The sequence below is a fragment of the Microbacterium sp. GXF7504 genome, from assembly GCF_054798235.1.
This window is the reverse complement of sequence record NZ_JBSJZI010000004.1, coordinates 86,575-111,585: the sequence shown is the minus strand read 5'-3', so window position 1 is coordinate 111,585 and position 25,011 is coordinate 86,575. Positions and strand designations below refer to the sequence as shown.

The 25,011-nt window shown below is 70.6% G+C and carries 25 protein-coding genes; 12 read left to right on the top strand and 13 right to left on the bottom strand.

The genetic code is table 11. From position 1 onward, the window contains the following. Positions 1 to 19: 19 nt before the first annotated feature. Positions 20 to 1,000, bottom strand: coding sequence for a PDR/VanB family oxidoreductase (locus tag ACWAUO_RS11120; protein ID WP_460775428.1), 981 nt, complete (start codon positions 998 to 1,000; stop codon positions 20 to 22). 348 nt (positions 1,001 to 1,348) lie between these two features. Between ACWAUO_RS11120 and ACWAUO_RS11115 the strand changes: the two genes are divergently transcribed. Both ACWAUO_RS11115 and ACWAUO_RS11110 read left to right on the top strand, forming a co-directional pair. Further along, complete coding sequence (locus ACWAUO_RS11115) at positions 1,349 to 2,179, top strand: fibronectin type III domain-containing protein (protein ID WP_460775426.1); 831 nt, start codon at positions 1,349 to 1,351, stop codon at positions 2,177 to 2,179. A gap of 103 nt (positions 2,180 to 2,282) precedes the next feature. After that, entirely contained in the window at positions 2,283 to 2,570 is a 288-nt protein-coding gene (locus ACWAUO_RS11110; protein WP_460775425.1) for a DUF2470 domain-containing protein, read from the top strand. Positions 2,571 to 2,577: 7 nt separating this feature from the next. Here the strand turns inward: ACWAUO_RS11110 and ACWAUO_RS11105 are convergent, their stop codons facing one another. Then, complete coding sequence (locus ACWAUO_RS11105; protein ID WP_460775424.1) at positions 2,578 to 3,126, bottom strand: TetR/AcrR family transcriptional regulator; 549 nt, start codon at positions 3,124 to 3,126, stop codon at positions 2,578 to 2,580. 229 nt (positions 3,127 to 3,355) lie between these two features. Between ACWAUO_RS11105 and ACWAUO_RS11100 the strand changes: the two genes are divergently transcribed. Genes ACWAUO_RS11100 through ACWAUO_RS11090 form a run of 3 tightly spaced genes read left to right on the top strand, consistent with a single transcriptional unit; the run spans position 3,356 to position 5,342 of the window. After that, complete coding sequence (locus tag ACWAUO_RS11100) at positions 3,356 to 3,745, top strand: GntR family transcriptional regulator (protein ID WP_460775422.1); 390 nt, start codon at positions 3,356 to 3,358, stop codon at positions 3,743 to 3,745. Continuing rightward, positions 3,742 to 4,650, top strand: a complete 909-nt coding sequence (locus ACWAUO_RS11095) for an ABC transporter ATP-binding protein (protein WP_460775421.1) — start codon at positions 3,742 to 3,744, stop codon at positions 4,648 to 4,650. Before ACWAUO_RS11100 ends, ACWAUO_RS11095 begins: the two co-directional genes overlap by 4 nt. After that, positions 4,647 to 5,342, top strand: a complete 696-nt coding sequence (locus ACWAUO_RS11090) for a hypothetical protein (RefSeq protein ID WP_460775419.1) — start codon at positions 4,647 to 4,649, stop codon at positions 5,340 to 5,342. Before ACWAUO_RS11095 ends, ACWAUO_RS11090 begins: the two co-directional genes overlap by 4 nt. 63 nt (positions 5,343 to 5,405) lie before the next feature. Here the strand turns inward: ACWAUO_RS11090 and ACWAUO_RS11085 are convergent, their stop codons facing one another. Continuing rightward, a complete protein-coding gene (locus ACWAUO_RS11085) occupies positions 5,406 to 5,708 on the bottom strand; it encodes a chorismate mutase (protein ID WP_460775418.1) in 303 nt (100 codons plus the stop codon). A gap of 74 nt (positions 5,709 to 5,782) precedes the next feature. Here ACWAUO_RS11085 and ACWAUO_RS11080 point away from each other — a divergent pair, with 74 nt between their 5' ends. Further along, entirely contained in the window at positions 5,783 to 6,904 is a 1,122-nt protein-coding gene (locus ACWAUO_RS11080) for an AI-2E family transporter (RefSeq protein ID WP_460775416.1), read from the top strand. A gap of 16 nt (positions 6,905 to 6,920) precedes the next feature. Here ACWAUO_RS11080 and ACWAUO_RS11075 read toward each other — a convergent pair whose 3' ends face one another. The 3 genes from ACWAUO_RS11075 to ACWAUO_RS11065 all read right to left on the bottom strand — a co-directional run bounded on the left by ACWAUO_RS11075 (position 6,921) and on the right by ACWAUO_RS11065 (position 10,423). Then, positions 6,921 to 8,096, bottom strand: coding sequence for a lactonase family protein (locus ACWAUO_RS11075; RefSeq protein ID WP_460775415.1), 1,176 nt, complete (start codon positions 8,094 to 8,096; stop codon positions 6,921 to 6,923). A 7-nt stretch (positions 8,097 to 8,103) separates the two neighbouring features. Next, positions 8,104 to 9,390, bottom strand: a complete 1,287-nt coding sequence (locus ACWAUO_RS11070; protein WP_460775413.1) for an adenylosuccinate synthase — start codon at positions 9,388 to 9,390, stop codon at positions 8,104 to 8,106. A gap of 88 nt (positions 9,391 to 9,478) precedes the next feature. Next, entirely contained in the window at positions 9,479 to 10,423 is a 945-nt protein-coding gene (locus ACWAUO_RS11065; RefSeq protein WP_460775412.1) for a DUF1254 domain-containing protein, read from the bottom strand. Between the two features lie 94 nt (positions 10,424 to 10,517). On the opposite strand from ACWAUO_RS11065, the gene argG reads away from it, so the two are divergent. The 5 genes from argG (at position 10,518) to ACWAUO_RS11040 (ending at position 16,266) form a co-directional block, all read left to right on the top strand. Continuing rightward, positions 10,518 to 11,960, top strand: coding sequence for an argininosuccinate synthase (gene argG / locus ACWAUO_RS11060; RefSeq protein WP_460775411.1), 1,443 nt, complete (start codon positions 10,518 to 10,520; stop codon positions 11,958 to 11,960). A gap of 137 nt (positions 11,961 to 12,097) precedes the next feature. Next, positions 12,098 to 12,721 carry a TetR/AcrR family transcriptional regulator gene (locus tag ACWAUO_RS11055; protein WP_460775409.1) on the top strand — a complete coding sequence of 208 codons (624 nt, stop codon included), beginning with the start codon at positions 12,098 to 12,100 and terminating at the stop codon, positions 12,719 to 12,721. After that, positions 12,721 to 13,341 carry a hypothetical protein gene (locus tag ACWAUO_RS11050; protein WP_460775408.1) on the top strand — a complete coding sequence of 207 codons (621 nt, stop codon included), beginning with the start codon at positions 12,721 to 12,723 and terminating at the stop codon, positions 13,339 to 13,341. Before ACWAUO_RS11055 ends, ACWAUO_RS11050 begins: the two co-directional genes overlap by 1 nt. Further along, the gene (locus ACWAUO_RS11045) at positions 13,338 to 15,275 is read left to right on the top strand and encodes a YhgE/Pip family protein (RefSeq protein WP_460775406.1); all 1,938 of its coding nucleotides are present in this window, start codon (positions 13,338 to 13,340) and stop codon (positions 15,273 to 15,275) included. The genes ACWAUO_RS11050 and ACWAUO_RS11045 overlap by 4 nt, the downstream gene beginning before the upstream one ends. A 238-nt stretch (positions 15,276 to 15,513) precedes the next feature. Continuing rightward, complete coding sequence (locus tag ACWAUO_RS11040; RefSeq protein ID WP_460775405.1) at positions 15,514 to 16,266, top strand: aggregation-promoting factor C-terminal-like domain-containing protein; 753 nt, start codon at positions 15,514 to 15,516, stop codon at positions 16,264 to 16,266. Positions 16,267 to 16,394: 128 nt separating this feature from the next. Here the strand turns inward: ACWAUO_RS11040 and mnhG are convergent, their stop codons facing one another. The 7 genes from mnhG to ACWAUO_RS11005 form a co-directional block, all read right to left on the bottom strand. Next, entirely contained in the window at positions 16,395 to 16,796 is a 402-nt protein-coding gene (gene mnhG, locus ACWAUO_RS11035; protein ID WP_460775404.1) for a monovalent cation/H(+) antiporter subunit G, read from the bottom strand. Further along, positions 16,793 to 17,062, bottom strand: coding sequence for a monovalent cation/H+ antiporter complex subunit F (locus ACWAUO_RS11030; protein ID WP_460775402.1), 270 nt, complete (start codon positions 17,060 to 17,062; stop codon positions 16,793 to 16,795). The genes mnhG and ACWAUO_RS11030 overlap by 4 nt, the downstream gene beginning before the upstream one ends. Then, entirely contained in the window at positions 17,059 to 17,613 is a 555-nt protein-coding gene (locus ACWAUO_RS11025) for a Na+/H+ antiporter subunit E (protein ID WP_460775401.1), read from the bottom strand. Before ACWAUO_RS11025 ends, ACWAUO_RS11030 begins: the two co-directional genes overlap by 4 nt. Beyond that, positions 17,610 to 19,178, bottom strand: a complete 1,569-nt coding sequence (locus ACWAUO_RS11020; protein ID WP_460775399.1) for a Na+/H+ antiporter subunit D — start codon at positions 19,176 to 19,178, stop codon at positions 17,610 to 17,612. Before ACWAUO_RS11020 ends, ACWAUO_RS11025 begins: the two co-directional genes overlap by 4 nt. Further along, on the bottom strand, positions 19,175 to 19,699 hold the full coding sequence (locus tag ACWAUO_RS11015; protein ID WP_460775398.1) for a Na(+)/H(+) antiporter subunit C: 525 nt from the start codon (positions 19,697 to 19,699) through the stop codon (positions 19,175 to 19,177). The genes ACWAUO_RS11020 and ACWAUO_RS11015 overlap by 4 nt, the downstream gene beginning before the upstream one ends. Beyond that, complete coding sequence (locus ACWAUO_RS11010) at positions 19,696 to 22,599, bottom strand: Na+/H+ antiporter subunit A (RefSeq protein ID WP_460775396.1); 2,904 nt, start codon at positions 22,597 to 22,599, stop codon at positions 19,696 to 19,698. Before ACWAUO_RS11010 ends, ACWAUO_RS11015 begins: the two co-directional genes overlap by 4 nt. A gap of 78 nt (positions 22,600 to 22,677) precedes the next feature. After that, positions 22,678 to 23,727, bottom strand: a complete 1,050-nt coding sequence (locus tag ACWAUO_RS11005; protein WP_460775394.1) for a LacI family DNA-binding transcriptional regulator — start codon at positions 23,725 to 23,727, stop codon at positions 22,678 to 22,680. A 50-nt stretch (positions 23,728 to 23,777) separates the two neighbouring features. On the opposite strand from ACWAUO_RS11005, the gene ACWAUO_RS11000 reads away from it, so the two are divergent. Then, complete coding sequence (locus tag ACWAUO_RS11000; RefSeq protein WP_460775393.1) at positions 23,778 to 25,007, top strand: MFS transporter; 1,230 nt, start codon at positions 23,778 to 23,780, stop codon at positions 25,005 to 25,007. Positions 25,008 to 25,011: the final 4 nt, after the last annotated feature.

The following is a 25,011-nucleotide window of genomic DNA, read 5'->3' as shown; positions in this document are numbered from 1 at the left end:
TGTCGGTTGGTGGTGGGGGCTAGATGTCGAGGACGATTCGGGGGCAGGCCGCCCGAGAGACGCAGATCATCATCGAGCAGGACGCCTGGCGTTCTGCGTCGCTCAGGACGGAGTCGAGGTGGACGACCTCGCCCGAGATGATCGGCGTTTCGCAGGTGCCGCATGTCCCTTCGGCGCATGAGGCGGGCGCTTCGATCCCGGCTTCGGCAACCGCGTTGAGAATGCTCTGGCCGGGCCCGACGTGCACGTCGATGCCCGTGTACTCGCAGTGCACATCGAATTCATCAAGGCCGCGATCGTCGCCGAGCGGACGTGGGATGAATCGTTCGACGTGCGCGTCGATGTCCTCGTGGGTGCGACCGAGATTCTCGACTGCCGCCATGAGCGTCTCGGGACCACAGCAGTACACATCTGTCGGCCGGTGCCCACGGATGATCTCATCCAGATCCGGTCGAGCGGACGTGTCACGCGGGTAGAGGTGAACCCGTCCGGTGTACACCGACAATTCGTCTGCGTACGGCATGTGGTCCATCGATCGACCGACGTAGTGGATCGCCCAGTCGAGTCCGGCGGCGTCCGCAACCTCGATCATGGGCAACAGCGGAGTGATGCCGATGCCGCCGGCGACGAAGACCGGGCGGACCTCGGGTTCCGCCGAGAACGGGAAGTGATTCCGCGGGGTGCTGAGGGTGAGCTTCGTGCCTGGGCGCGCGTTCTCGGCGATCCACACAGAGCCGCCGCGGCCTTGCCGGTCGATGAGAACGCCGAGTGTCCATGTGGGAGCGGTCGGCGACCCCGCAAGCGAGTACTGGCGCGCGGTGCCGTCGGGCAGGATCACATCCACGTGGGCGCCGGGCGCCCACTCGGGGAACCGCCCGCTCGTCGGCTCCAGCGTGATCTGCAGCACATCTGCCGCGATCTCGCGGACGCCCGTCACAAGCGCCGTGATCTGTCCAGTCGCCGGCGACACGGTCTGCAAAGCACTCAACGTCGAGGTCATGCGTGGAATGGTAATCGTCTTACCGTTTCAGGTCAAGGGCTGTGGAGCGAACCAGTGACGGCGTCATCGCGGCGCGGGAAAAGAAGGTGTTGGCGTCGAACGGTAATCGCATTACCATCACACCTGGATCGCTCGGCACGGCCGTCACGTCACGGGGTCATCTCGTCGATCCGTTGTTCGGCACGATCAGTGGGCGACGAGGCGCTCATGACCGGGCGGCTCGACGCCACCGATGATTCGGCGGAATCGCCCTCAGCGTGAAGTCCGGGGAGCAGTCGGCACTGCTGCCCGTGGCTTTTCGGACCTCGACCCCGGGCGCCTTCGTGCGCTCGCAAAGGAGAGAGTCACTTGAAAGACAGAACCAAGAACCGATCGGGACGTCTCGTCGCTGGTGGGTTAGGCGTTGCACTCACCGCGTCATTCCTCGACACCGGCACGTTTGCCGGCCCCGCAGTGGCAGCAGGGCTCGACAAGGGGACACTGACCTTCACGGTCCCCGCCACCCCCGACGCCCCATCGGTGTCGGTCGACGGCCGGAACATCACGGTCGCATGGGCGGCGCCCGCGGACGGAGGGGCACCGATCGAGGAATATGTGATCACCCTCTCCGACACCACGAGCGCGACCGTCGAAGCCGGGCGACTCACGCACACATTCGTCGATCTGCCACCGCGCACCTACACCGCCACCGTCGCTGCAGTCAACGAGATCGGCTCGTCGCCTGCGTCACCGCCCTCCCCCGCAGTGACGATCTCCAGGTCACCGGTCGATCCGTCGACGGTGCACGGAACGGTGACGGTCACAGGGGCACTGGTCCCGGGCGGCAGGATCTCGGTCAAGGGAAGCGGACTGGCAGCCGACACCGCAGGATTCCGTGGCGAACTGCATTCCGATCCGGTCTTGCTGGGCACGGTCACCTCCGACGCGAGGGGCGCCTTCGAACTCACCACGACCGTTCCGACCGCGACGCCCGCGGGCACGCACCGCGTCGTCGTCCTCCTCGAGGGCGTCGAGGTGGCTGCGTCGACCATAACGATCGAAGCGGCGGCCGCCTCCGGCGCGGGAGCCCTTGCCCGGACCGGAATTGACGTTCCCTTCTGGGCGGTGGGAGCGGGGATCCTCGGGATCCCGATCCTCGGGCTGCTGCTGCTGGTCGTGCGGCGCCGACTCACCTCGTAACGGTCGACCGTGCTGCTCGGCGGGTCGAGCCGTCGGCCCGTCGAGCAGCACGTGCATCAATTCGGGTCCTGCGAGGCAGGCCCCACTGATTCAGGAGAGACACATGGCATTCAGCGACGACGTCGTGCAAGCGATCTGCGATTACATGAACAACGACCCGATGGAGAGCAACCTGACGATCATCCAAGGTCTCGATGGGGATCGGACGGCGACACAGGCCGATCTCCAGTACTTCGACGAAGACGGCGCGGACTTCCGAGTCACGAACCCTGACGGAATCCGCGACGTCCGCATCCCGTGGGAGCATCGGATCTCCGAACGACCGGAAGTCCGCGAGCAACTCTTCGCGTTGCTGAACAGGGCCATGGACGCGTTCGGTTCGAAGCCCTGACGCGCCGTCAGGGGTGTGGGAAGAGCGTACGTTTCGCGACGCGGACCACCCGGGCGACGAACGCTTCGTACTTCTCCGGTTCATGGCTGAGCCAGCCATCGCCGTACATTGCGCGGAAGACGCACTCTTGATGGATCATGCGGCTGACATCTCGGTTGACGCCCGCGACGGGCGCGGGTAGCAGATCGGCCGCCAAGTCGACGAGTGCGAGGGATTCCCGGCCCCCGCGCCGGTTCAACGCCTCGTCCGAAGTCGAGTAGTTGACGATCGGATGGAGGAAGGCCGCGTGTGCTTCCCAGGTGTCGGTCATGGCACGCACAGTGGCCTCGACACGGGCTTCGGAGCCTGCGGGAAGTTCCGCAGCCAGTGCGAGCCCTGAGCGATACGTCTGGGTCACGTCCTGCATCCGGGTGTCATAGATGGCCCAGAAGAGTCCCGAGAGCCCGTCGACTCGGCGGTAGATGACCGTGGGCGCGACCTTCGCACGCCGGCACACTGCGGCGATCGTCAATGCGTCGCGCCCCTCGTTCTCGAGGATCCAGATCCCTTCGTTCACGACCCGCTCCCACGCAATGCGACTCCGCTCCTGCTGAGGAGGACGGATTCGGACAGTCCCGGTAGTCGGCGTGGTCATCGTTCCATCATGGTAGGCGTTCTCCGGTGCCGACCGGGCCTTGACCCTCGCCGACGTCCCCCCACCCCGTCCGTGGGCCGCGGGATGTTGACAGGCACCGCCGTACTGTGGTTCATTACTTGAGTAACTAACCCACAGACCGGAGGTTCACGTGATCGAAGAGGGGAAGGCACTCTTCCTGCAGATCGCGGAGCGCGTGGAGGACTCGATCATCGAGGGCTCCCTTCCCGAGGAGACCCAGGCCCCCTCGACGAATGAACTCGCCTCCTTCCACCGCATCAACCCGGCCACCGCAGCGAAGGGAGTCAACATGCTCGTCGACAAGGGAGTGCTCTACAAGCGCCGCGGCATCGGCATGTTCGTCGCACCCGGCGCCCGGGAGCTGCTGCTGACCGAGCGGCGCACCGCGTTCGCCGACACATACGTCGAACCCCTCCTCGCCGAGGCGGGCAAGCTCGGCCTCGGCCCCGACGACATCGTCCGGATCATCTCCGACCGGGCAGCCACCGCATCCACCACCGACGAAGGGACCCGGCCGTGACTGCTGTGATCGAGGTCCAGGACCTCACCAAGCGCTACGGCGACACGCGCGCCCTGGACGGCGTCTCGTTCTCGATCGAGCGGGACACGATCTACGGGCTGCTCGGCCGCAACGGCGCCGGCAAGACGACGATCATGTCCATCCTCACCGCACAGAACTTCGCCACCTCGGGCGACGTCCGCGTCTTCGGCGAGGACCCGTATGAGAACGCGCGTGTCCTGTCGCGCCTCTGCTTCGTCCGCGAGAGCCAGAAGTACCCCGACGACGCGATGCCCGTCCACGCGTTCCGCAGCGCCCGCCTCTTCTTCCCGAACTGGGACCAGGAGCTCGCCGACCGGCTCGTCGCCGACTTCCAGCTGCCGCTGAAGACGCGCATCAAGAAGCTCTCCCGCGGGCAGCTCTCGGCGGTGGGCGTCGTCATCGGCCTCGCCTCGCGTGCCGAGATCACGTTCTTCGACGAGCCCTACCTCGGGCTCGACGCCGTCGCGCGCCAGATCTTCTACGACCGGCTGATCGAGGACTACGCGGAACACCCCCGCACCGTGATCCTCTCCAGCCACCTCATCGACGAGGTCGCGAACCTCATCGAGAAGGTCATCGTCGTCGACCACGGCCGCGTGATCATGGACGAGGACACGGATGCGGTGCGTGACCGCGCCGCGAACGTCGTCGGCGAAACCGCCGCCGTGGACGCGTTCGTCGCCGGCCGCACCGTCATCCACCGTGAGACGCTCGGCCGCGTCTCATCCGTGACCGTCATGGGCGCGCTCACCGACGCGGACCGGCGCGCGCTCGCCGCGCAGGGCCTGGACGTCACGCCCGTCTCACTGCAGCAGCTCGTCGTCCGCGCGACGCAGCACGCGGCCGGCACCAGCGCCGCGTCCGAGGAAGGGACCCTCCGATGACCCGCACGCTCAACGTCGTCCGGATGCAGCTCGCGAACCGCGAGACCTACATCTGGGTGCCGCTCATCGTCCTCGGCGGCGCGTTCGTGATCTCGTTCGCGATCTGGGCGATGCTCGAGACCAGCGGCGTCGAGGGCGTCAAGTACGGCGGCGGGGCGCAGGCTCCGCTCTGGTACTTCGCCGTCGTCGGCGCGCAGGCCCTCGCCCGGGTGTTCCCGTTCTCGCAGGCCATGAGCGTCACCCGCCGCGAGTTCTACCTCGGCACGATCCTCACGGCGGCGCTCACGTCGCTCATGCTCGCCGTCATCTTCATCGTCGGCGGGCTGGTGGAGCACGCGACGAACGGGTTCGGCGTGAACGGCTACTTCTTCGCCCTCGATTGGCTGTGGCTGGACGGCCCCGTGATCGCCGGGTTCTTCTACTTCGCGATGGCGATGCTGTTCTTCATCGTCGGGTTCGCCGGCGCCGCCGTCTACAAGCGGTTCGGCAACGTGTGGCTGACCGTCGCCATCATCGGCGTCGCGCTGCTGCTCATCGGCGGGCTCTGGGTCATCGGGATGTTCGACGCGTGGGGGCCGTTCTTCGGCTGGTTCGCGACCTCCGGGCCGGGGATGCTGGCCCTCATCATGGCCGGTGTCGCGGCCGTCCTCGCGGCGGTCTCGTTCCCGGTGCTGCGCCGCGCGGTGCCCTGACCGGCCGCATCCCACCTTCGACCGGCGGCGTCCTCCGGATGTCGCCGGTCGGTCGCCCCGGACTCAGCGCGAGCCGTCGGCGGCCGCCGTGTGGTGCCGGATGACCTCGGCGACGACGAACGAGAACCACTTCTGTGCGAACTCGGGGTCGAGGTCGGCCTCGAGGGCGAGCGCCCGCAGGCGCGCGATCTGCTGCTCCTCACGGGCGGGGTCGGACGCCGGCATCCGGTACTCGGCCTTCAACTCCCCGACCTGCTTCGTGCAGCGGAAGCGCTCGGCGAGCATGTAGATGAGCGCTGCGTCGATGTTGTCGATGCTGGCACGCAGCCGCTGCAGCGTCTGGGTCGGGTCCGTGGGCTCGGTCATGGCGGCCTCCTCTCCTCCGACACTATCGCGGGGCTCCCCCACCGCCGCGCCCCGGCGCCCCTAGAGTGAGTCCCATGAGCGACACCTCCGCTGACCCGACAGCGCCCGTGCCCCCCGCGTCCGCCCCCTCCTCGGTGCGCCTGACGGCCGTCCGGTCGCCGTTCGCGCTGGGGTTCTTCGTGACGCTGGGCGGCCTCGCGGCGTTCGTGCTGGGGCTCGCGGTGTCGAACCTGTCGACGGTCATCATCTACGTCGTGTTCGCGCTGTTCGCCGCCCTCGGACTCGACCCGGTGGTGCGGATGCTGTCGCGGCACAAGCTCTCCCGCCCCTGGGCCATCGTGATCGTCTACGCCGGGTTCGCGATCGTGCTGGTCGGCATCCTCATGCTCATCATCCCGACGGTGGTGAAGCAGGTGGCCCAGTTCATCAAGGACATCCCGCAGATCATCACCGACTTCATGGCCTCGGACGTCTACGCCTGGCTCCACGACACGTTCGGCTCGTCGGTCTCGGACCTGCTGTCACAGGCGCAGTCGTTCATCACGAACCCCAGCAACATCGCCGCGATCGGCGGCGGCGTCATCCAGATCGGCGCCTCGATCGCCACCGGCATCTCGGGCGTCATCATCATCCTGGTGCTGAGCCTGTACTTCCTGGCCACGCTGCCGGTAATCAAGCAGTCGTTCTACTTCGTCGCCCCCGCCTACGCCCGGTCGCGGGTGAAGGACCTCACCGAGCAGATCACCGACTCCATCGGCGGCTACCTCATGGGCATGGTGATCCTGGCGTTCTTCAACTCGGTGGTCGCGTTCATCCTCTACCTGGCGATGGGGCTGCCGTTCCCGCTCCTCATGGCGGTCACCGCGTTCTGCATCACGCTCATCCCACTCGTCGGCTCGGTGCTGTTCTGGGTCATCGGCACGACCCTGGCGCTGTTCACCAATCCGCTCTTCGCGCTCATCTTCGCCGCGGCCTACCTCGTCTACATGCAGATCGAGGCATACGTGCTCACGCCGAAGGTCATGAACCGTGCGATCTCGATCCCGGGCTCGCTGGTCGTCATCGGTGCACTCGTCGGCGGCACCCTGCTGGGGCTGCTCGGCGCGCTCGTCGCGATCCCGGTCACGGCGTCGATCCTGCTCATCATCAAGCAGGTGCTCATCCCCGCCCAGGACTCGAAGCTCACCAAGCTCTGAGCCGGGGGTTCGGCGCTCAGCGCGCGGGCAGGAGGCAGGTCGGCGCCGGCACGGCGGTGCGGTGCCGCACCCGCCCTGGCACCCCGGTGCGCTCGTCGAGGGTGAGGGACGCCACCTCGTCCGAGCGCTGGCCCGCCACGAGCAGGGTGTCGCGCACGACCACGTGGTGCCGGGGCCAGACGACCCCGCTCTCCACGAGCGCGACCGGCCGGAGGAGTTCTCCGGCGCCCGTCACCCGGAGCACCGCGATCGTGTCGGTGCCTCGGACCCCCGCGTAGAGGAACGACCCGTCGCGGGAGACGGCGAGTTCGGCCGCGGTGTCGTCCGCCGAGGTCCCGGGGCCGAGCGGCGCCGCCGAGAAGAGGTGGAAGTCACCGCGCTCGTCGGGCGTGAGCACGAAGACCTCGCGGCTGAGCTCGGTGACGACGTAGAGGTGTCCGCTCGGGTGGACCACCATGTGCCGGGGACCCGTGCCGCGCGGCAGTGCGACCCGGCCGTCCTCCCGCAGGCCGCGCTCGGTGGGGCGCCAGATGCGCACGAGGTCGTAGCCGAGGTCGGTGGTGGCGATTCGGCCGTCGGGGAGGAACGCCGCCTGATGCGCGCGGGAGACGCGCTCGGCGGGCTCCGCCTCTTCGACGGCGTCCTCCGCATCCGCGATGTCCGGCACGAGATGCGCGTACTCCGCGCCGGCGGCCTCGCGCAGGGCACGGGCGGCGGCGGCGAGATCCAGCTCGGGCGCAGCTGTCGGTGAGGTCACGGTGCCGCCGTCCGCGTACGGATCGGATGCGGCGGGCGCCGTGACGGGATCGGTCGGGGCGCCGGCGGCGTCGAGCCGCATCCGCACCACGGCACCGTCGCCCCAGCAGCTCGCGATGAGCGACCCGCCGTCGGGCGCGACGGCGACGTGACAGAGCGCCTCACCGGCGTGGACGGGCGCTCCCAGCCGGGCGAACGAGCGCTCCCCGGTGCGGCGGAACGCCTGGACGGCGCCGACCCCCTCGAGCGCGGCGTAGAGCACGTCGAGCGTGGGGTGCGCGGCGATCCACGACGGGGAGGGCGCTGCGGCGACCGTGCCGCCGAAACCGAGCGGGCCGCCGGCCAGGTGGTCGTCCGGCGTACCGGCGAGCACCTCGCCGACACCGTCCGCGGCGCCGTCCATGTCGGCGCCGTACCCGCCCGCCCAGAAGCGCATCGGCGTGTCAGTCCACGAGGTCGTGGCGCACGATGACGGCGTCGCGGGCGGGGCCCACACCGATCACCGAGATGCGGGTGTTGCTCATCGCCTCGAGGGCGAGCACGTAGTCCTGCGCGGTCTGCGGCAGGTCTTCGAAGGTGCGCGCGGTGGAGATGTCCTCGGTCCAACCGGGGAAGTACTCGTAGATCGGCTTCGCGTGGTGGAAGTCGGTCTGGTTGACGGGCACCTCGTCGAACCGCTCGCCGTCGACGTCGTAGGCGACGCACACCGGGATCCGCTCGAGGCCGGTGAGGATGTCGAGCTTGGTGAGCACGAGGTCGGTGATGCCGTTGATGCGGGTCGCGTACCGGGTCACCGGGGCGTCGTACCAGCCGACGCGGCGCGGTCGGCCGGTCGTGGTGCCGAACTCGAAGCCGCGCGAGCGCAGCCAGTCGCCCTGCTCGTCGAACAGCTCGGTGGTGAACGGGCCGGACCCGACGCGCGTCGTGTACGCCTTCACGATGCCGACGATGCGGTCCAGGCGGTTGGGGCCGACGCCGGAACCGGTGGCCGCGCCGCCCGCCGTCGCGGAGGAGGAGGTCACGAACGGGTAGGTGCCGTGATCGACGTCGAGCATGGTCGCCTGGCCGCCCTCGAACACGACGACCTCGCCGCGGTCGAGCGCGTCGTTGAGCATGAGGCCGGTGTCGGCGACCATCGGGCGCAGCCGGTCGACGTACGACAGCAGGTCCTCGACGATCTCGTCGACCGCGATCGCGCGCCGGTTGTAGACCTTCAGCAGCAGGTGGTTCTTCTGGTCGAGGGCGCCCTCGACCTTCTGCCGCAGGATGTTCTCGTCGAAGAGGTCCTGGATGCGGATGCCGACCCGGTTGATCTTGTCGGCGTAGGCCGGGCCGATCCCGCGACCGGTGGTACCGATCTGGCGCTTGCCGAGGAAGCGCTCGGTGACCTTGTCGAGGGTGCGGTGGTACTGCGTGATGACGTGCGCGTTGGCGCTGATGCGCAGGCGCGACGTGTCGAGCCCGCGGGCGTTCAGCGCCTCGATCTCGGCGAACAGCACCTCGAGGTCGACGACCACGCCGTTGCCGATGACGGCGTTCACGCCGGGCGAGAGGATGCCGCTGGGCAGCAGGTGCAGCGCGTACTTCTCATCGCCGATGACGACGGTGTGGCCGGCGTTGTTGCCGCCGTTGAACTTCACCACCCAGTCGGTCCGGTCGCCGAGGAGGTCGGTGGCCTTCCCCTTGCCTTCGTCGCCCCATTGGACGCCGACGATCACGATGCCTGGCATGTGGGATGCTCCCTCGGTGTTGGACCGGTACACCCCATCCTAACGAGCGGGCGCGGAAGGGCCGGTCAGGACGACATCCGTGCCGCCATCAACCGGCCGGGACGAGCTCCGGCACCCGCCACGACCCGTCCAACGCGGCCGGACGCGGGCGGTAGAGCCGCACCAGCAGGTTCCACCCCTCGGGGACGATGACGGTGTTCGGCTCGCCGCCGTCCTCGGTGCGGAACCGCACGGTGACCGCACCGTCGGCGTCGGGCACGCCGGTGACCGAGTTGACCGTGTAGCGGCCCCACGGGTTCGGTTCGAAGAACCCGCGTGCGTTGTAGACCGAGATCGACCAGAAGGCGTCGACCGGCACGTCGCGCATCACGAGGTCGTACGCGCCGGGGGCGAGGCCGGGCGCGACCCCGATGTAGGTGGCCTCGGAGGTCGGCAGCCCGCCCCAGCCCGCGGCGGTGCCGATGAGATGGCGCACCGGGTCGACCTCGTCCGGACCGCCGAACATGCGCTCGAACCCGGTGAGACCGGCGGCGAGCGCCAGCAGGGCGTCGCGCGTCGCGTCGAAGGATGCGGTGTCGTAGTCCGGGAGGTCGAACGGGATGGACGAGGCCGCCTCGAGCACGAGCGCGTCCTGCACCCGTGCGACCTCGGCGACGTCCGCGGGGTCGGTCGGGTCGACGAGCGTCCGGACGGCGACCAGGACGTGGTCGCCGTCGACGATCACGTCTCGGAGGTCGTGCATTCCCGGCTCGTGCCAGACCGCCCGCACGAAGTGGCCCTCGTCGACGACCATCGCCGAGAGGTACCGGCCGCCGGCGTCGGGGAGGGTGAGCGTCGCCCCGGCGCGCACGTCCACGATCGCGAAGCTGTAGAGGGTGTCGCGGTTCAGCCGGATCACCGTCTGCTCCTCGATCGGCGCAGGCGTCCGGTTATGGCGGAAGCGGTTCACCCCGCCCGCATCCCGCTGGATGTCGGCGAACATCCGGGCGGTCTCGGCACGGACGAAGGTGTCGGCGTTCACGTGGATCCCCATCCGGTCATCGTGGCGGAGATGTCGTGCCGCCGCCAGCGCCCGGGCCACGCGGCATCCGCATGAGCGCGCCCGACGCGCCGGTAGAATCGACGTCATGACCAAGGTTCTCGAGTCCCTCCCCGTCGGCGAGCGCGTCGGCATCGCATTCTCGGGGGGACTCGACACCTCCGTCGCCGTGGCCTGGATGCGCGACAAGGGCGCCATCCCCTGCACCTACACCGGCGACCTGGGCCAGCCCGACGAGGACGACATCGCGTCGATCCCGGGCCGTGCGACGCAGTACGGCGCCGAGGTCTCGCGCCTGGTCGACTGCAAGACCGCGCTGGTCGAGGAGGGCTTCGTCGCCCTGTCCTGCGGCGCGTTCCACATCCGTTCCGGCGGCCGCACCTACTTCAACACCACGCCCCTCGGCCGCGCCGTCACCGGCACGCTCCTCGTGCGCGCCATGAAGGAGGACGGCGTCGACATCTGGGGCGACGGCTCCACCTACAAGGGCAACGACATCGAGCGGTTCTACCGCTACGGCCTGCTCGCGAACCCCGCTCTGCGCATCTACAAGCCGTGGCTCGACGCGAACTTCGTCACCGAGCTCGGCGGCCGCAAGGAGATGAGCGAGTGGCTCGTCGAGCACGGCTTCCCCTACCGCGACTCGGCGGAGAAGGCGTACTCGACCGACGCGAACATCTGGGGCGCCACCCACGAGGCGAAGACGCTCGAGCACCTCGACGTGTCGCTCGAGACGGTCGAGCCGATCATGGGCGTCCGGTTCTGGGACCCCGAGGTCGAGATCGCCACCGAGGACGTCACCGTGACGTTCGACCGCGGCCGCCCGGTCGCGCTGAACGGCGTGGAGTACACCGACCCGGTCGAGCTCGTCTTCGAGGCCAACCGCATCGGCGGCCGTCACGGCCTCGGCATGAGCGACCAGATCGAGAACCGCATCATCGAGGCGAAGTCCCGCGGCATCTACGAGGCCCCGGGCATGGCGCTGCTGTTCATCGCCTACGAGCGGCTCGTCAACGCCATCGTGAACGAGGACACCCTCGCGACCTACCACGAGCAGGGCCGCCGCCTCGGCCGCCTCATGTACGAGGGCCGGTGGCTCGAGCCGCAGTCGCTCATGCTGCGCGAGTCGATCCAGAAGTGGGTCGGTTCGACCATCACCGGCACGGTCGCCCTGCGCCTGCGCCGCGGTGAGGACTACACCGTGCTCGACACCACCGCACCGGTCATGTCGTACGGCCCGGACAAGCTCTCGATGGAGCGCGTCGGCGACGCCGCCTTCGGCCCCACCGACCGCATCGGCCAGCTCACCATGCGCAACCTCGACATCGCCGACTCGCGCACCCGCCTCGAGCAGTACGCCGGCATGGGCCTCATCGGCGGCCCGACCGGCGCCCTGGTCGGCTCGCTGCGTCGCGGCGAGGCCGAGGAGATCACCGAGAGCGCCCAGCGCGCGACGGCCGAGCAGACCCAGCTCGCGGAGGCCACCGACGCCGCGAACGAAGCCTCGGCCTTCGACTTCGGCACCGACTGACCCGAACACAGCTGCGGAGGCGACTCCGCGACACCCCGGCGCGAACGTGGTTCGGCCGGGGTGTCGTCGTCTCAGCTCCGCAGCTGTGTCCGGAGAACCTGCACATGGGTGTGCAGGTTCGGGCGTAGGATGCTGCGGTGACCACGACGACCCCGACCCGCCCACGACGGGATGCGGTCGCCAACCGCGCCGCGCTGCTCACCGCCGCACGTCGCGTCGTCGCCCAGGACCCGGCCGCGTCCATGGACGCGATCGCCCGCGCCGCCGGCCTCTCGCGGCGGGCGGTGTACGGCCACTTCGCCGACCGCGACGCGCTGCTGAGTGAACTCATCCGCACCGGTGCCGACCGGTTCAACGCGATCGCCGCACAGCTCGACGACACCGACGCCCCCACCGCGCTCGCCCGGCTCGCCGTGCGACTGTGGCGCGAGGCCGCGCAGGTGCGCTTCGCCGCATCCCTCGCACTCGACGAGACGCACCTCGCCGAGACCGCCGCCGCCCTGCGCCCCCTGCGCGAACGCGTCCTGGCGATCGTGCGCGCCGGACAGGATGCCGGCAGCATCCGCACCGACCTCGAGGCCCCGCTGCTCGCGCGGCTCATCGAGGAGGCGGCCCGCACCGCGGTGGTCCGTCTGGACGTGCCGTCCACCGCCGTGCCGACCGTCGCGGTCAAAGCCGTGCTGGGCATCGCCGGTCTGTCGTGGCGCGAAAGTCTCGCGGTGCTCACCGCGAACCCGGATCTGGAACAGGAAACCGACTGATGCGCATCGAACTGCAGCAGGTGTCGAAGGGGCGCGGACTCGCGCTCCCGGAGACGACGCTCGCCTATGGCGCCGGCGCCGCACGCCTGGCCCTGGCCGAGACCGAGCAGCGGCCGACCGTCCTGGGGCTCATCGCCTCGGGACGGATGCGGCCGGGCACCGGTCGCATCCTCATCGACGGCGCGGAGGACACCGCGGCCGTGCGCCGCCGGGTCGCGCTGGTCGACGCCCCCGAGGTGTCCGCCCCTGCCCCGGACGTGTCGGTGCTGGGCGTCGCCGCGGAGGAGCTCATGTTCGCCGGCCGCGCCTCCGGCCGCCGCGCCGTGCGCACCTGGCTCGCCGAGATCGGCATGGCCTCGCTCGCGAACGTCCCGATCGCCGACGTCGCGCCGACGATGCGACTGCGGCTCCTGCTCGAACTCGCGGCCCTCCGGCCCGACGTCGAGGGGCTCGTCCTCGTCTCCCCCGACCGGCACGGCGGCGACCCCGCCGCCTGGTGGGACCTCGCCGAGGAGTTCGGCGGGCGCGGGTACGCCGTGCTCGTCATCGCCGGCGCCGCATCCGCATCCGTCCTCGCGGGCCGGGCCGCCCGCGCCGAGACCGAGGAGGCCGCCCGATGAAGATCCCCGCGATGATCCTGGCGGAGTTCCGTCGGCTGACCTCCCGCGGCATGGCACGGCTCGCCCTCGCCGCGCTCATGATCGTGCCGATCCTGTACGGCGGGCTGTACCTCTGGGCGAACCAGGACCCCTACAGCCGGCTCGACCAGGTGCCGGTCGCGCTCGTGGTGTCCGACGAGGGTGCGGTGGTCGACGGCGAGGAGACCCGGTACGGCGACGAGGTCGCCGCGAACCTCGTCGAGGACGGGTCGTTCGACTGGCGGCGCATGGACGGCGCCGAGGCGCGCACCGCGCTGGAGCGGGGCGAGGTCGACTTCGCCGTCACCATCCCCGCGGACTTCTCCACCGCCCTCGCGTCGGCGGGCGGGGAGAGCCCCCACCAGGCGACGCTGCTGCTGGCCACGAACGACGCGAACAACTACCTCGCCTCGACGATCGGGGCGCAGGCGATCGAGCGCATCCGCACCTCCGTGTCCGAGATGGTCGGCGAACAGGCGGCCGGGCAGCTGCTGGACGGACTCGCCGATGCGCGCGAGGGCTTCGCCACCGCCGCCGACGGGGCCGGTCGGCTCGCGGACGGCGCGGGCAGCGCCGCCTCCGGGGCGACGGACCTCGCCGCAGGGGCCGCGCAGCTCGAAGCCGGCGCGGGCGAGCTCGCCGCGGGGACCGGGACGCTCGCGACCGGCACCGCGCAGGTCGCGTCCGGCGCTGCGGGCGTGGCCGACGGCGCCGCGCGCGTCGCCGACGGCGCGCAGCAGGTCGCCGCGGGCACCGCGACGCTCGACGGCTACGCCGATCAGGCCGGCGCCGCCGCGCAGGCCGCCGTCGACGCGCTGCCGCAGCTGCGGAGCGACCTCGAGGCCGATCTCGCCGAGCAGGGCTTCACCCCGGAGCAGATCGAGGCGATCCTCGCCCGCCTGGAGCCGCTCGCGACGCGGCTGACGGAGGCCAACAGCACCGTGCAGTCCGCGGTCGCGCAGGTCGACACCCTCGCCGCCGGTGCCGCCCAGCTCTCCACCGGCGCCGCGCAGCTGTCCGGCGGCGCGACGCAGCTCTCATCCGGCGCCGCACAGGTCGCCGCCGGCGCCGCATCCGCCGCATCCGGGGCGGGCGCGCTGCACTCGGGCACCGTGTCCCTCAGCGACGGCGCCGCCACGCTCGACGGCGGACTCGCCGAACTCTCCTCCGGTGCGGGCGACCTGCACAGTGGCCTGACGGACGCGGTCACGCAGATCCCCGCATCCGACCCCTCCCTGCGCACCGATCAGGCGCAGACGATCGCGGACCCCGTCGCGATCTCGTCCGACAACGTCGCCTCCGCCGGCGAGTACGGCGCCGGGCTCGCGCCGTTCTTCGCGGCCCTCGCCGGCTGGATCGGCATCTACGCGCTGTTCCTCATCGTGAAGCCGATCTCGCGCCGGGCGGTCACGGCGCTCCACTCCCCCGTCCGGGTCACGATCGCCGGCTGGCTGACCCCGGCCGTGCTCGGCGGCATCCAGATGGTTGCCCTGTTCGGGGTGCTCGCGCTCGCCCTCGGGTTCTCGTTCGCGAACCCGCTGGCCACCCTCGGCGTGATGGCGCTCGCCTCGTTCGTCTACGCGGCGATCATCCTCGCGCTGAACGTGTGGCTGGGATCGGTCGGGCAGTTCCTCGGCCTCGTGCTCATGGTGCTGCAGCTGGTGACCGCGGGCGGCACCTTCCCGTGGCAGACGCTGCCCGCACCGCTCGCGGCGCTGCACCAGGTGCTGCCCATGGGCTACGTCGTCGACGCGATGCGCCAGCTCATGTACGGCGGCGACCTCGCCCGCATCGGGGGCGACGTCACGGTGCTCCTGACCTGGATGCTGGGCGCCCTCGTGGTCGCCGTCTTCGGCGTCACACGCATGACCCACCGGCACACGCTGCGCGACCTCGCGCCGAGCATCATGGTCTGAGCGCCCTCAGGTCACGACCAGGTAACGGTCGGGAGCCGTCCAGACGGACCGTCTACCGTTGCCGGGTCCGCTGCGCCGGCCCGACGGCCCTGGTGGATGCCCCGGATGCGGCGGGTTCCGCCGCGTGCCCACGACGCGCACACCGGGGCGACCGACCCGTGCGCGCGTGTCCTGCACGTCGAGCCCGCCTGCCGTTCCGGCGGCCCGGCCCACGGGGAAGCCCGAACAAAGGAGCCCTGTGCGCCTTCGCACGTCCGCGCCCGCCGCATCCCCCCGTCCCCGTGTCCGCCCCCGTACCGCCGCCGCGCTCGTCGCCGGTGTCGTCGCCCTCGCCGCCGGCGCGGGTGTCGGCATCACCGCCGCACAGGCGGCCGAGCCCGTGGTGGCCGACGCCGCACCCGCGCAGGTGCGCGCGGTCGACGCCGACGCCGCCTTCTACCTCGGCATCGCCCGCACCACCGCGGCCGCAGCGGACGGCAAGGTCGACACGACCGGCCTGCGGGTGCGCATCGCGCAGCTCGCGGACGCGGACACCATGCCGCAGGACGCGGTGGACGCGCTCATCGGCCAGCTCCGTACGAGCGTGCGCGCGACCTCTGCGGCGCTGAAGACGTGGGAGGCGGAGCAGGCCGCCGCCGCTGCCGCCGCACAGGCCGCCGCCGAGGCACTGGCCGCCGCGAACAGCCCCGAGGGTGCCCGCGGGACCGCGCGCGCCATGGCCGCCGACCGCTTCGGCTGGGGCGACGGGCAGTTCTCCTGCCTCGACTCGCTGTGGACGAAGGAGTCGAGCTGGGACTTCCGGGCCGAGAACCCCTCGAGCGGTGCCTACGGCATCCCGCAGTCGCTGCCCGGCGACAAGATGGCCACGGTCGGCGCGGACTGGCGCGAGAACGCCGCGACCCAGATCGCCTGGGGCCTGGACTACATCTCCCGCGCGTACGGCACCCCGTGCGCCGCGTGGTCGCACTCGCAGGCCACCGACTGGTACTGACCCCCTGAACCGCGAGGCCGGTGAACCGCGAGACTGCTTCTGCGCGACGAGACTGCATCCAATGTCAGCAGTCTCGTCGCGCAGATGCAGTTTCGGCGTCCTGACCCGGACGGGATGCGGCGCGGAGCTCAGCCGCCGGATGCGGGCGGGGTGCGCTTGGCGGCCTCGAGCTCGTCGACGTAGAGCGAGGTGCGTTCGTACGTGCCGTTCCGGTACGCCTGGCGCCCGACCATGTGCGCCGACAGCGGCGCCGTCGCGAGCTGGATGAGCACCACCGGCACGAGGAACGCGACCACCGGCCACGACCGCAGCGACAGCGCGATCGCCAGGCAGATGAGGATGAGGCCGAGCACCTGCGGCTTCGTGGCGGCGTGCAACCGCGTCGGCACGTCGCGGAAGCGGAGCAGCCCGATCGCGGCCGTGAGGCACAGCACCGCCCCGGCGAGGATGAGCACGAGCACCACGACGTCGATCCAGGCGTCCGGCGCGGTCGCGGCGGCGTCGGTCCCGACGGCTGCGAAGCGGATCATCGGCGGTCACCGTCCCTCCGTGCGACGAACCGGGCGATGGAGATGGACCCGAACACCCCGACCCCCGCGATCACGAGCAGCACCGGCAGCGTCCGGGTGTGCTGGTTGATCGCCATCTCCGTGCCGAGGACACACAGCACCTCGGTGAGGAGCACATCGGATGCGACGGCGCGGTCGAGGATCGACGGGCCGACGACGATGCGCCACAGGGTGAGCACCGCGGCGACGGCGAAGACCGCGTACACGATGACGAGCAGGACGTTCACGCCGCACCTCCCCTGATCTGCGCGAGCTGCGCCCGCGAACCGACCGCACGGACGATCCGCCGCTCCCACCGCAGCACGGTCTGCTTCTGCGCCTCGAGGTCGTCGTCGTCGCGGACGCCGATGACGTGCAGGTAGAGGATGCCGCGTTCCCGGTCGACGTCGATGATCAGCGACCCCGGGATGAGCGAGCAGGTCACCGCGGTGTGGGCCAGGATGAGGTCGTCGTCGACGAGCATGGGCACGGCGATGATGGCCGCGCCCGGATCGTGCCGCGGGTCCAGCACCTGCCATGCGACGGTGAGCGAACCACGGATGAGCGCCCCGATGAAGGTGACGACGAACACCAGGCCCCACCAGAGGTTGAGCCGACCGGAGAGTTCGACCGGCGGCAGGCGGAACACGACCGTCACGAGCACCGCGGCGGCGAGGCCCGTGATGAAGGCGAGCAGCGTGAACTGCCCCCACAGCAGCATCCACAGTGCGATCAGCCACAGGAAGAACGGCAGCTGTCGCCAGGTGGTGGCGAGGAAGTGGCGGACGGACGTCTTCACTCGACCACCTCCGCGTACTCCTCGACCTGCACGAGCTGCACGGGCTGCACGAGCGCGTCGCCGATGCGGACGCACACGTCGTAGAGCGGCCCGGCGAACACGGTCAGGGCGACGGTCACGGCGACCATGCCCGCGGTCGCGGCGATCATGACGCGCGGGATGGCACGGGTGCCGGTCTCGACCGTGGCGGCGGGGGCGTCGCCGAGGTAGGACAGCCGCGCCTCGACCTCGCCGGGCTCCTCGGCGTTCTCGTCCTCGCGCCAGAACCCGAGGTTCCACGCGCGCATGAGGGCGTAGAGCGTGAGGAGCGAGGTCACGACACCGCCGACGATCAGCACGATCATGAGCGGGGAGCCATCCTGCGCCGCGGCGTCGAACAGGGCGTACTTGCCGATGAACCCGGAGAACGGGGGCAGCCCGCCGAGGTTGATCGCGGGGATGAAGTAGAGCACGGCGAGCACCGGCGCGGCCTTCATCATGCCCTTGAGCTTCAGGATCGAGGTGGTGCCGGCCTGTCGCTCCACGAGTCCCACCGCGAGGAACAGGGTGGTCTGCACCACGATGTGGTGGACCATGTAGTAGATCGTCGCGCCGATGGCCGCCGGGGTCGCGATGGCGAGCCCGAACACCATGTAGCCGATGTGGCTGACGAGGGTGAACGACAGGATGCGTTTCAGCTCCGCCTGCGCGACGGCACCCAGCACGCCGACGATCATCGTCGCGAGCGCCACGATGAGCAGCAGGGTGTTCACGTCGTTGTCGGCGAACAGCTGCGTCTCGGTGCGGATCATCGCGTAGACGCCGACCTTGGTCAGCAGGCCTGCGAACACGGCCGTGACCGGGGCCGGGGCGGTCGGGTACGAGTCCGGCAGCCAGAACGAGAGCGGGAAGACGGCCGCCTTGATGCTGAACGCGAGGAGCAGCATGAGGTGCAGCACGAGCTGCACGTCCTGCGGGATCTCCGTCATCCGCTCCGAGATCTGCGCCATGTTCACGGTGCCGAGCGCGGCGTAGACCATCGCGATCGCGGCGAGGAAGAGCACCGAGGAGACGAGCGAGACGACGATGTAGACGATGCCCGAGCGGATGCGGGCCTCGGTGCCGCCGAGGGTGATGAGCACGTACGAGGCGACGAGGAGGATCTCGAACCCGACGTAGAGGTTGAACAGGTCGCCGGCGACGAAGGCGTTGAAGATGCCCGCGGCGAGGATGAGGTACGACGGGTGGAAGATCGACACCGGGGTGTCGTCGTCGCCGTCCGCCGCGCCCTGGCCGACCGAGAAGAGGAGGACCGCGAGCAGCACGATGCTCGACACGAGCACCAGCAGCGCCGCGAGCCGGTCGACGTAGAGCACGATGCCGAACGGCATCGGCCACCCGCCCACCTCGACCGCCAGGGGCGTGCCGGAGTCGACGACGTACAGGAGCACGGCGGCCAGCACCATGACGGCGGTGAGCGTCGTGATCGACACTCCCACCTGGATGCGGCGGCGACGGCCGAACACGAGGGCGATCGCCGCGCCGAGCAGCGGCAGCGTGACGAGCAGCGGTACGAGGGAGGTCATGCATCACCGCCTTCGGGGCCGCGGTCGGTGGGGGCGTCGTCCCGGAGTCCCGGGACGTCCGCGCTGCCGAGCACGGTGATCGGGGAGGTGTCGATGTCGACGAAGTCGCTCGTGGCGTCGTCGTCCTCGTCGGTGATCTCCTGCTCCATCGAGTCGTCGGTCTCCGAGCCGCGGGCGCGGACGGCGATGTCCTCGACGTCGTCCTCGACGGTGTCGGCCTGACCGAGCTGCCAGGACCGGTAGATCAGCGCGAGGAGGAAGGCCGACACGGCGAAGGTGATGACGATGGCGGTGAGCGTCAGCGCCATCGGCAGCGGGTCGGAGAACTCGGCGACCTCGCCGTCGCCGAAGAACGGCGCGATCCCGGGGGCGCCCATGACGATGAGCAGCAGCAGGTTGGTCGCGTTGCCGAGCAGCAGGAAGCCGATGAGCACGCGGGTGAGGCTGCGCTCGAGCATGGCGTAGACGCCGCAGGCGAAGAGCACCGCCATGACGACGATGAGGACGAGCGAGACGGTCATCGCGGGCTCACCTCCTTCGCGGGCTCGTCGAGCCCCTGCCGGTCGACCTCCGCGCCGAGGCTGCGGAGCACGTCGAGCACGAGACCGATGACGACGAGGTACACGCCTATGTCGAAGATCGTGGAGCTGACGAACTCGATGTGGCCGAGCAGCGGCACCTCCACCTCGAAGAACGCGCTGGTGAGGGGCGCTGCGCCGAAGAACAGCGGCACGACGGCGCAGCCGACCGCGAGGATCATGCCCGCGCCGAGGAGGCGCCCGGCGTCCGCGGGCGCGGCGACGCCGAGCTCGTAGCGACCGCCGGCGACGTACCGCATGACGAGCGCCATGCCGGCGACGAGCCCGCCGGCGAATCCGCCGCCGGGGAGGTTGTGCCCGGCGAACAGCAGGTACAGCGACACGATGATCACGGAGTGGAACAGGATCCGCACCATGATCTCGAGCAGGATCGACCGGTTCTCTGGCCGCACGCGCTGCCCGCCGAGGAGCCACGCGCGCTGCCCGGTCACCCCGGACGCCTGGGGGCGCACGCCCTCCTCGGTCTCGACCAGGAGGCGGCGCTTGCGCACCTGCTGCAGCGGGCGGGTGAGGTCGGACAGCGTGTCGGCGCGGTGGGTGACGAACACGAGCGAGGCGACGCCGGTCGCGGCGAGGATGAGCACCGACAACTCGCCCATCGTGTCCCAGCCGCGGAGGTCGACGAGCGCCACGTTGACGACGTTCTTACCGTGACCGAGTTCGTACGCGAGGTCGGGGAAGGCCTCGGAGATGGGGCGGGTGACCCGGGCACCGGCGGCGACGATCGCGACGAGGGCCATCGTCAGGCCGACGCCGACCGCGAGCACCGCGCGGGCGATCGGGGCGACGGATGCGTTGTGGTCGCCCATCCGCGCCGGGATGCGGCGCAGCACGAGCGCGAACGCGACGAGGGTGACGGTCTCGACGAGCACCTGCGTGAGCGCCAGGTCGGGCGCACCGCTGGAGGCGAAGAGGAACACCATCCCGAGCCCCGTGACCGCGACGAGGACGACGCCGCTGTACCGCTTGCGGGCGATCACCGACAGCACGCCGGCGATGATCATGATCGGGGCCACGACCGGCTGCACGGGCGACTGCCAGGCGTCGAGCTCGGCGCGCCACTGGTCGCCGGCGAGCAGTGCCGTCCCCTGCGCGGCGACGAAGACGATGAAGATCGTGCCGACGTACAGGGGCAGCGACCCGCGCTGGGTGAGGCTCGTCGTGAACACGGCCGCCTTCAGCACGCCGCGGATCGTGCCGTTGTAGGCGTCGACGGCGGTGAACGGCAGCATCCTCGGCCGGCCGCTCCAGCGCGTGCGGGCTGCGAGCCAGAAGACGAGGGCGCCGACGACGATCGTGCCGAGCGAGATCCACAGCGCCGGCTCGAACCCGTGCCAGAGGGCCAGGTGCGCGACGTGCTCGCCGTGGGCGGGGATGAGGTCGGCGTAGCCGCTGAACGCGGTGTCGAGCCACGACGCGGCGAACCCGCTCACGAGCGTGAGCGCCGACAGCAGCACGGGCACCGCGGTGAAACCCGCGCCCGGGCGCGGCCAGTCGGTCGGCGTGCGGGCGGTGCCGTCGGCGTCCTTCTTCGTCCAGAACGCGCCCCAGACGAACCGCATGCCGTACGCGACGGTGAGCACGGAGCCGAGCGCGACGCCGACGAGCGCGACCCATCCCCATGCCGATCCGTCGTCGAGGAAGGCGGCGAGCACCCCCTCCTTGGCGACGAAGCCGATCGTGGGGATGATCCCGGCCATCGAGGCGATCGCGATCATCGAGAACGCGGCGAGCGCGGGTGCCTGCCGACCGACGCCGGACAGCTCGGTGATGTCGCGGGTGGAGACCTGGTGGTCGATGATGCCGACCACGAGGAAGAGCGAGGACTTGAACAGCGCGTGGCTGAGGAGGAGCGCGAGCCCGGCGAGCGCGGCGTCGCGGGTGCCGAAGCCGAGCACCACGGTGAGGAAGCCGAGCTGGCTCACGGTGCCGAACGCGAGGATGCGCTTGAGGTCGTGCTCGCGCATGGCCTGCACGCCGCCGAGCAGCATCGTGAAGACGCCGAGGACGATCACGACCGGACGCCACGGAGCCTCGAGCGCATACACCGGCGCGAATCGCGCGATGAGGTAGATGCCCGCCTTCACCATCGCCGCCGCGTGGAGGTAGGCGCTCACCGGCGTGGGGGCGGCCATGGCGCCGGGGAGCCAGAAGTGGAACGGGAAGATCGCGGACTTGCTCAGCGCGCCCACGAGGATGAGCACGAGCGCCGCGTCGACGACGGGGCCGGTGGGCGCCTCGGCGAGGATGACGGACAGGCTCGACGTGCCGGCCTGCACGACGAGCAGGACCACGCCGATGAGCATGACGAGGCCGCCGAGGCTCGTGACGAGGAGGGCCTGCAGCGCGGCACGACGGCTGGCGCCGCGGGCGTGGTAGAACCCGATCAGCAGGTAGGAGAGGACACTCGTGACCTCCCAGAACATCACCAGCACGACGATGTCGTCGGTGAGCACGAGACCGTACATGGCGCCCGCGAACGCGAGCAGCACCGCGGTGAACTGGCCGAGCCCGGACTTCTTCCCCTTGAAGTACCAGGTGCAGTAGATCATCACGAGCGCGCCGACGCCGGTGACGACCAGCGCGAGCAGCCAGGACAGTGTGTCCATCCGCATCGACAGCGCGATGCCGAGCCCGGGGATCCACTCGAACCGCTCGGTCGGCACCTCCCCCGCGAGGACGGCGGGGGTCTGCAGCACCGTGTCGGCGAACGCCACGAGCGGCAGGATCGCGGCGAGCAGGAAGGCCCTCGACCCCATGCGGCGCACCAGCACCGGCATGACGAGCGGCACCAGGGCGAACGCAGCGAGGAGGACCAGCATGCGGCCTCCTCGTGGTCGTCGGCCGGCAGCCGTGTGCCGGGCTCAGGCGATCGGGGTTGTCGCGTCCAGTCTACGGGGTCAGTGTCCGGGGGTCGGCGCGGCCGCCGTCGTATCCCCGAGACGGAATGCAGTCGTGAGCTGGATGCTGGCGGGCAGCGCACCGGCGAGCATCGCGGTGATCGCGGCGCCGGCCGCGCGGCCCTTCGCAGCCGCGGGCTGCTCCATCGTGGTGAGCGTGAGCGGCGCGATGCCGTCGGCGTCGATGCCGTCGAAGCCGGTGACGGAGACGTCTTCGGGCACGCGGACCCCGGCGTCGCGGAGTGCGCGGATGACACCCACGGCGAGCAGGTCGCTCTGGGCGATGACGGCCGTCGGCCGCGGCGTGCGGGCGAGGACCGCCTGTCCCGCGGCATAGCCTTCGTCGACGAGGCTTCCCGCGGTCGCGTAGACCCGGAGCCCGGGGAACACCTCCCGTGCGCCGGCGAGCCGGTCGCGGGTGACCTCGACCGTCATGTCCTCCGGGCGGACGTGGTCCACCCACCCCCGCTCACGCCGCCCGTCGACGGGCAGCGTCACGGTGACGACCTCGCGGTGGCCGAGCTCGGCGAGGTGGCGCGCGATCCGCGCCTGTCCCTCGCGGTTGTCGAGTCCGATGCGCGGGATTCCCTCCCCCGCGTCGCCCTCGATGACGACGACCGGCAGCCCGCGCGAGCGAACCACGTCGAGGCTGTCCCGCATCCGCATGCTGCAGCCGATGAGCACGACGGCGTCGACCGGCGCGGAGTTCACGCTGAGCTCCCCGTCCGCAGCGTCCTCGCGGAGCAGGAGCAGGCCCGCGTCGTCGACGCCGTCGGCGAGGCCGTCCATCATGACGCGGGTCACCGGGTCGAGGAAGACCGTGCCGAGCCGCTCGCTGAACACGACGCCGACGATCCCGGAGCGCCCGCGGCGCAGCGACGCCGCCCGCGGATCCGGGCCCGCGTAGCCGAGGGCGGCGGCCGCCGCCAGCACCCGCTCACGGGTGCGCGGCGAGACGCGCGTCTTGCCGCTGAAGACCACCGACGCGGTGGATGCCGCGACGCCCGCTTCCCGCGCGACGTCGGCGATCGTCGCTCTGCGCACGCTCATGCTCCGATGGTAACCCGCACAGGCTCGAATCGATTCGGTAGACTCCCCGCGTGGACACGACCTTGACCCGCACGCAGTTCGTCCGGTGGCGGACGGCGATCTTCGCCATCTTCCTCGTCAGTGGCTTGAGCGTCGCGACGTGGGCCTCGCGCGTCCCCGCCATCAAGGAGACGCTCGGCATCTCGAAGGCCGAGATCGGCATCGTGCTGCTGCTCGGCGGCATCGCCTCCATCCTCGGCCTCTCCATCAGCTCGATCGTGCTGGCGCGCCTGGGCGCGCGACGCGGGATGCTGCTCATGATGATCGTGTTCGGGGTCGGGGTCGCCGTGATCGGGGTCGGCACCGACGTCCTCCAATCGGTCGCGGTGGTGATCCTCGGCGTCGCGCTGTGGGGCTTCGGGAACGGGTGCCTCGACGTCATGATGAACGTCGAGGGCGCCGCCATCGAGGCGCAGTCGGGCAAGACGCTCCTCCCGCTCTTCCACGCCTTCTTCAGCTTCGGCACGGTCATCGGCGCCGGCCTCGGCGCCGCCCTCATCGCGATCGGGCTGGACGTCGTCGCACACCTGTCGATCGTCGCTGTGACGATCCTCGTGGTCGCCGTCGTCTCGGTCGCGAACGTCCCGGTGCGTTCGGAGGTCATGGACGACGCGTCCGACGACACCCCGCGAGGCTGGCGGGCGAAGCTCTCGGTCGCCCTCTCCGCCTGGAAGGAGCCCCGCACCTACGCGCTCGGCGTGGTCATGCTGGGCATGGCGTTCGCCGAGGGCGGCGCGAACGACTGGCTGGCGCTCGGTGTGGTCGAAGGGCACGGCGCACCGGAGCACAACGGGGCGCTCGGCCTCACCGTGTTCTCGGTGGCGATGACGGTCGTCCGCATCTTCGGCGGGCCGCTCGTCGACCGCTTCGGCCGCGTCGCGGTGCTGCGCGTGCTGTCGGTCGCCGCTGCGGCGGGCCTGCTGCTGTTCATCCTCGCCCCGAACCTCCCGCTCGTCTTCGTGGGAGCGGCACTGTGGGGCGTCGGTGCCTCGCTCGGGTTCCCGCTCGGCATGTCCGCGGCCGGCGACGACCCGGCACGCGCCGCAGCGCGGGTGAGTGCCGCCGCGACCATCGGCTATGTCGCCTTCCTCGCCGGTCCCCCGGTGCTGGGCCTGATCAGCGAGCAGTTCGGGCTCCTGAACACCCTGTACATCCTCGTCGTGCTGGTCGTCGCATCCGGGTTCTTTTCCGCCGCCGCCCGCCCGCTGCCCGGCAGCCAGGTCGGCGCCGGGCACCACTGAGCCG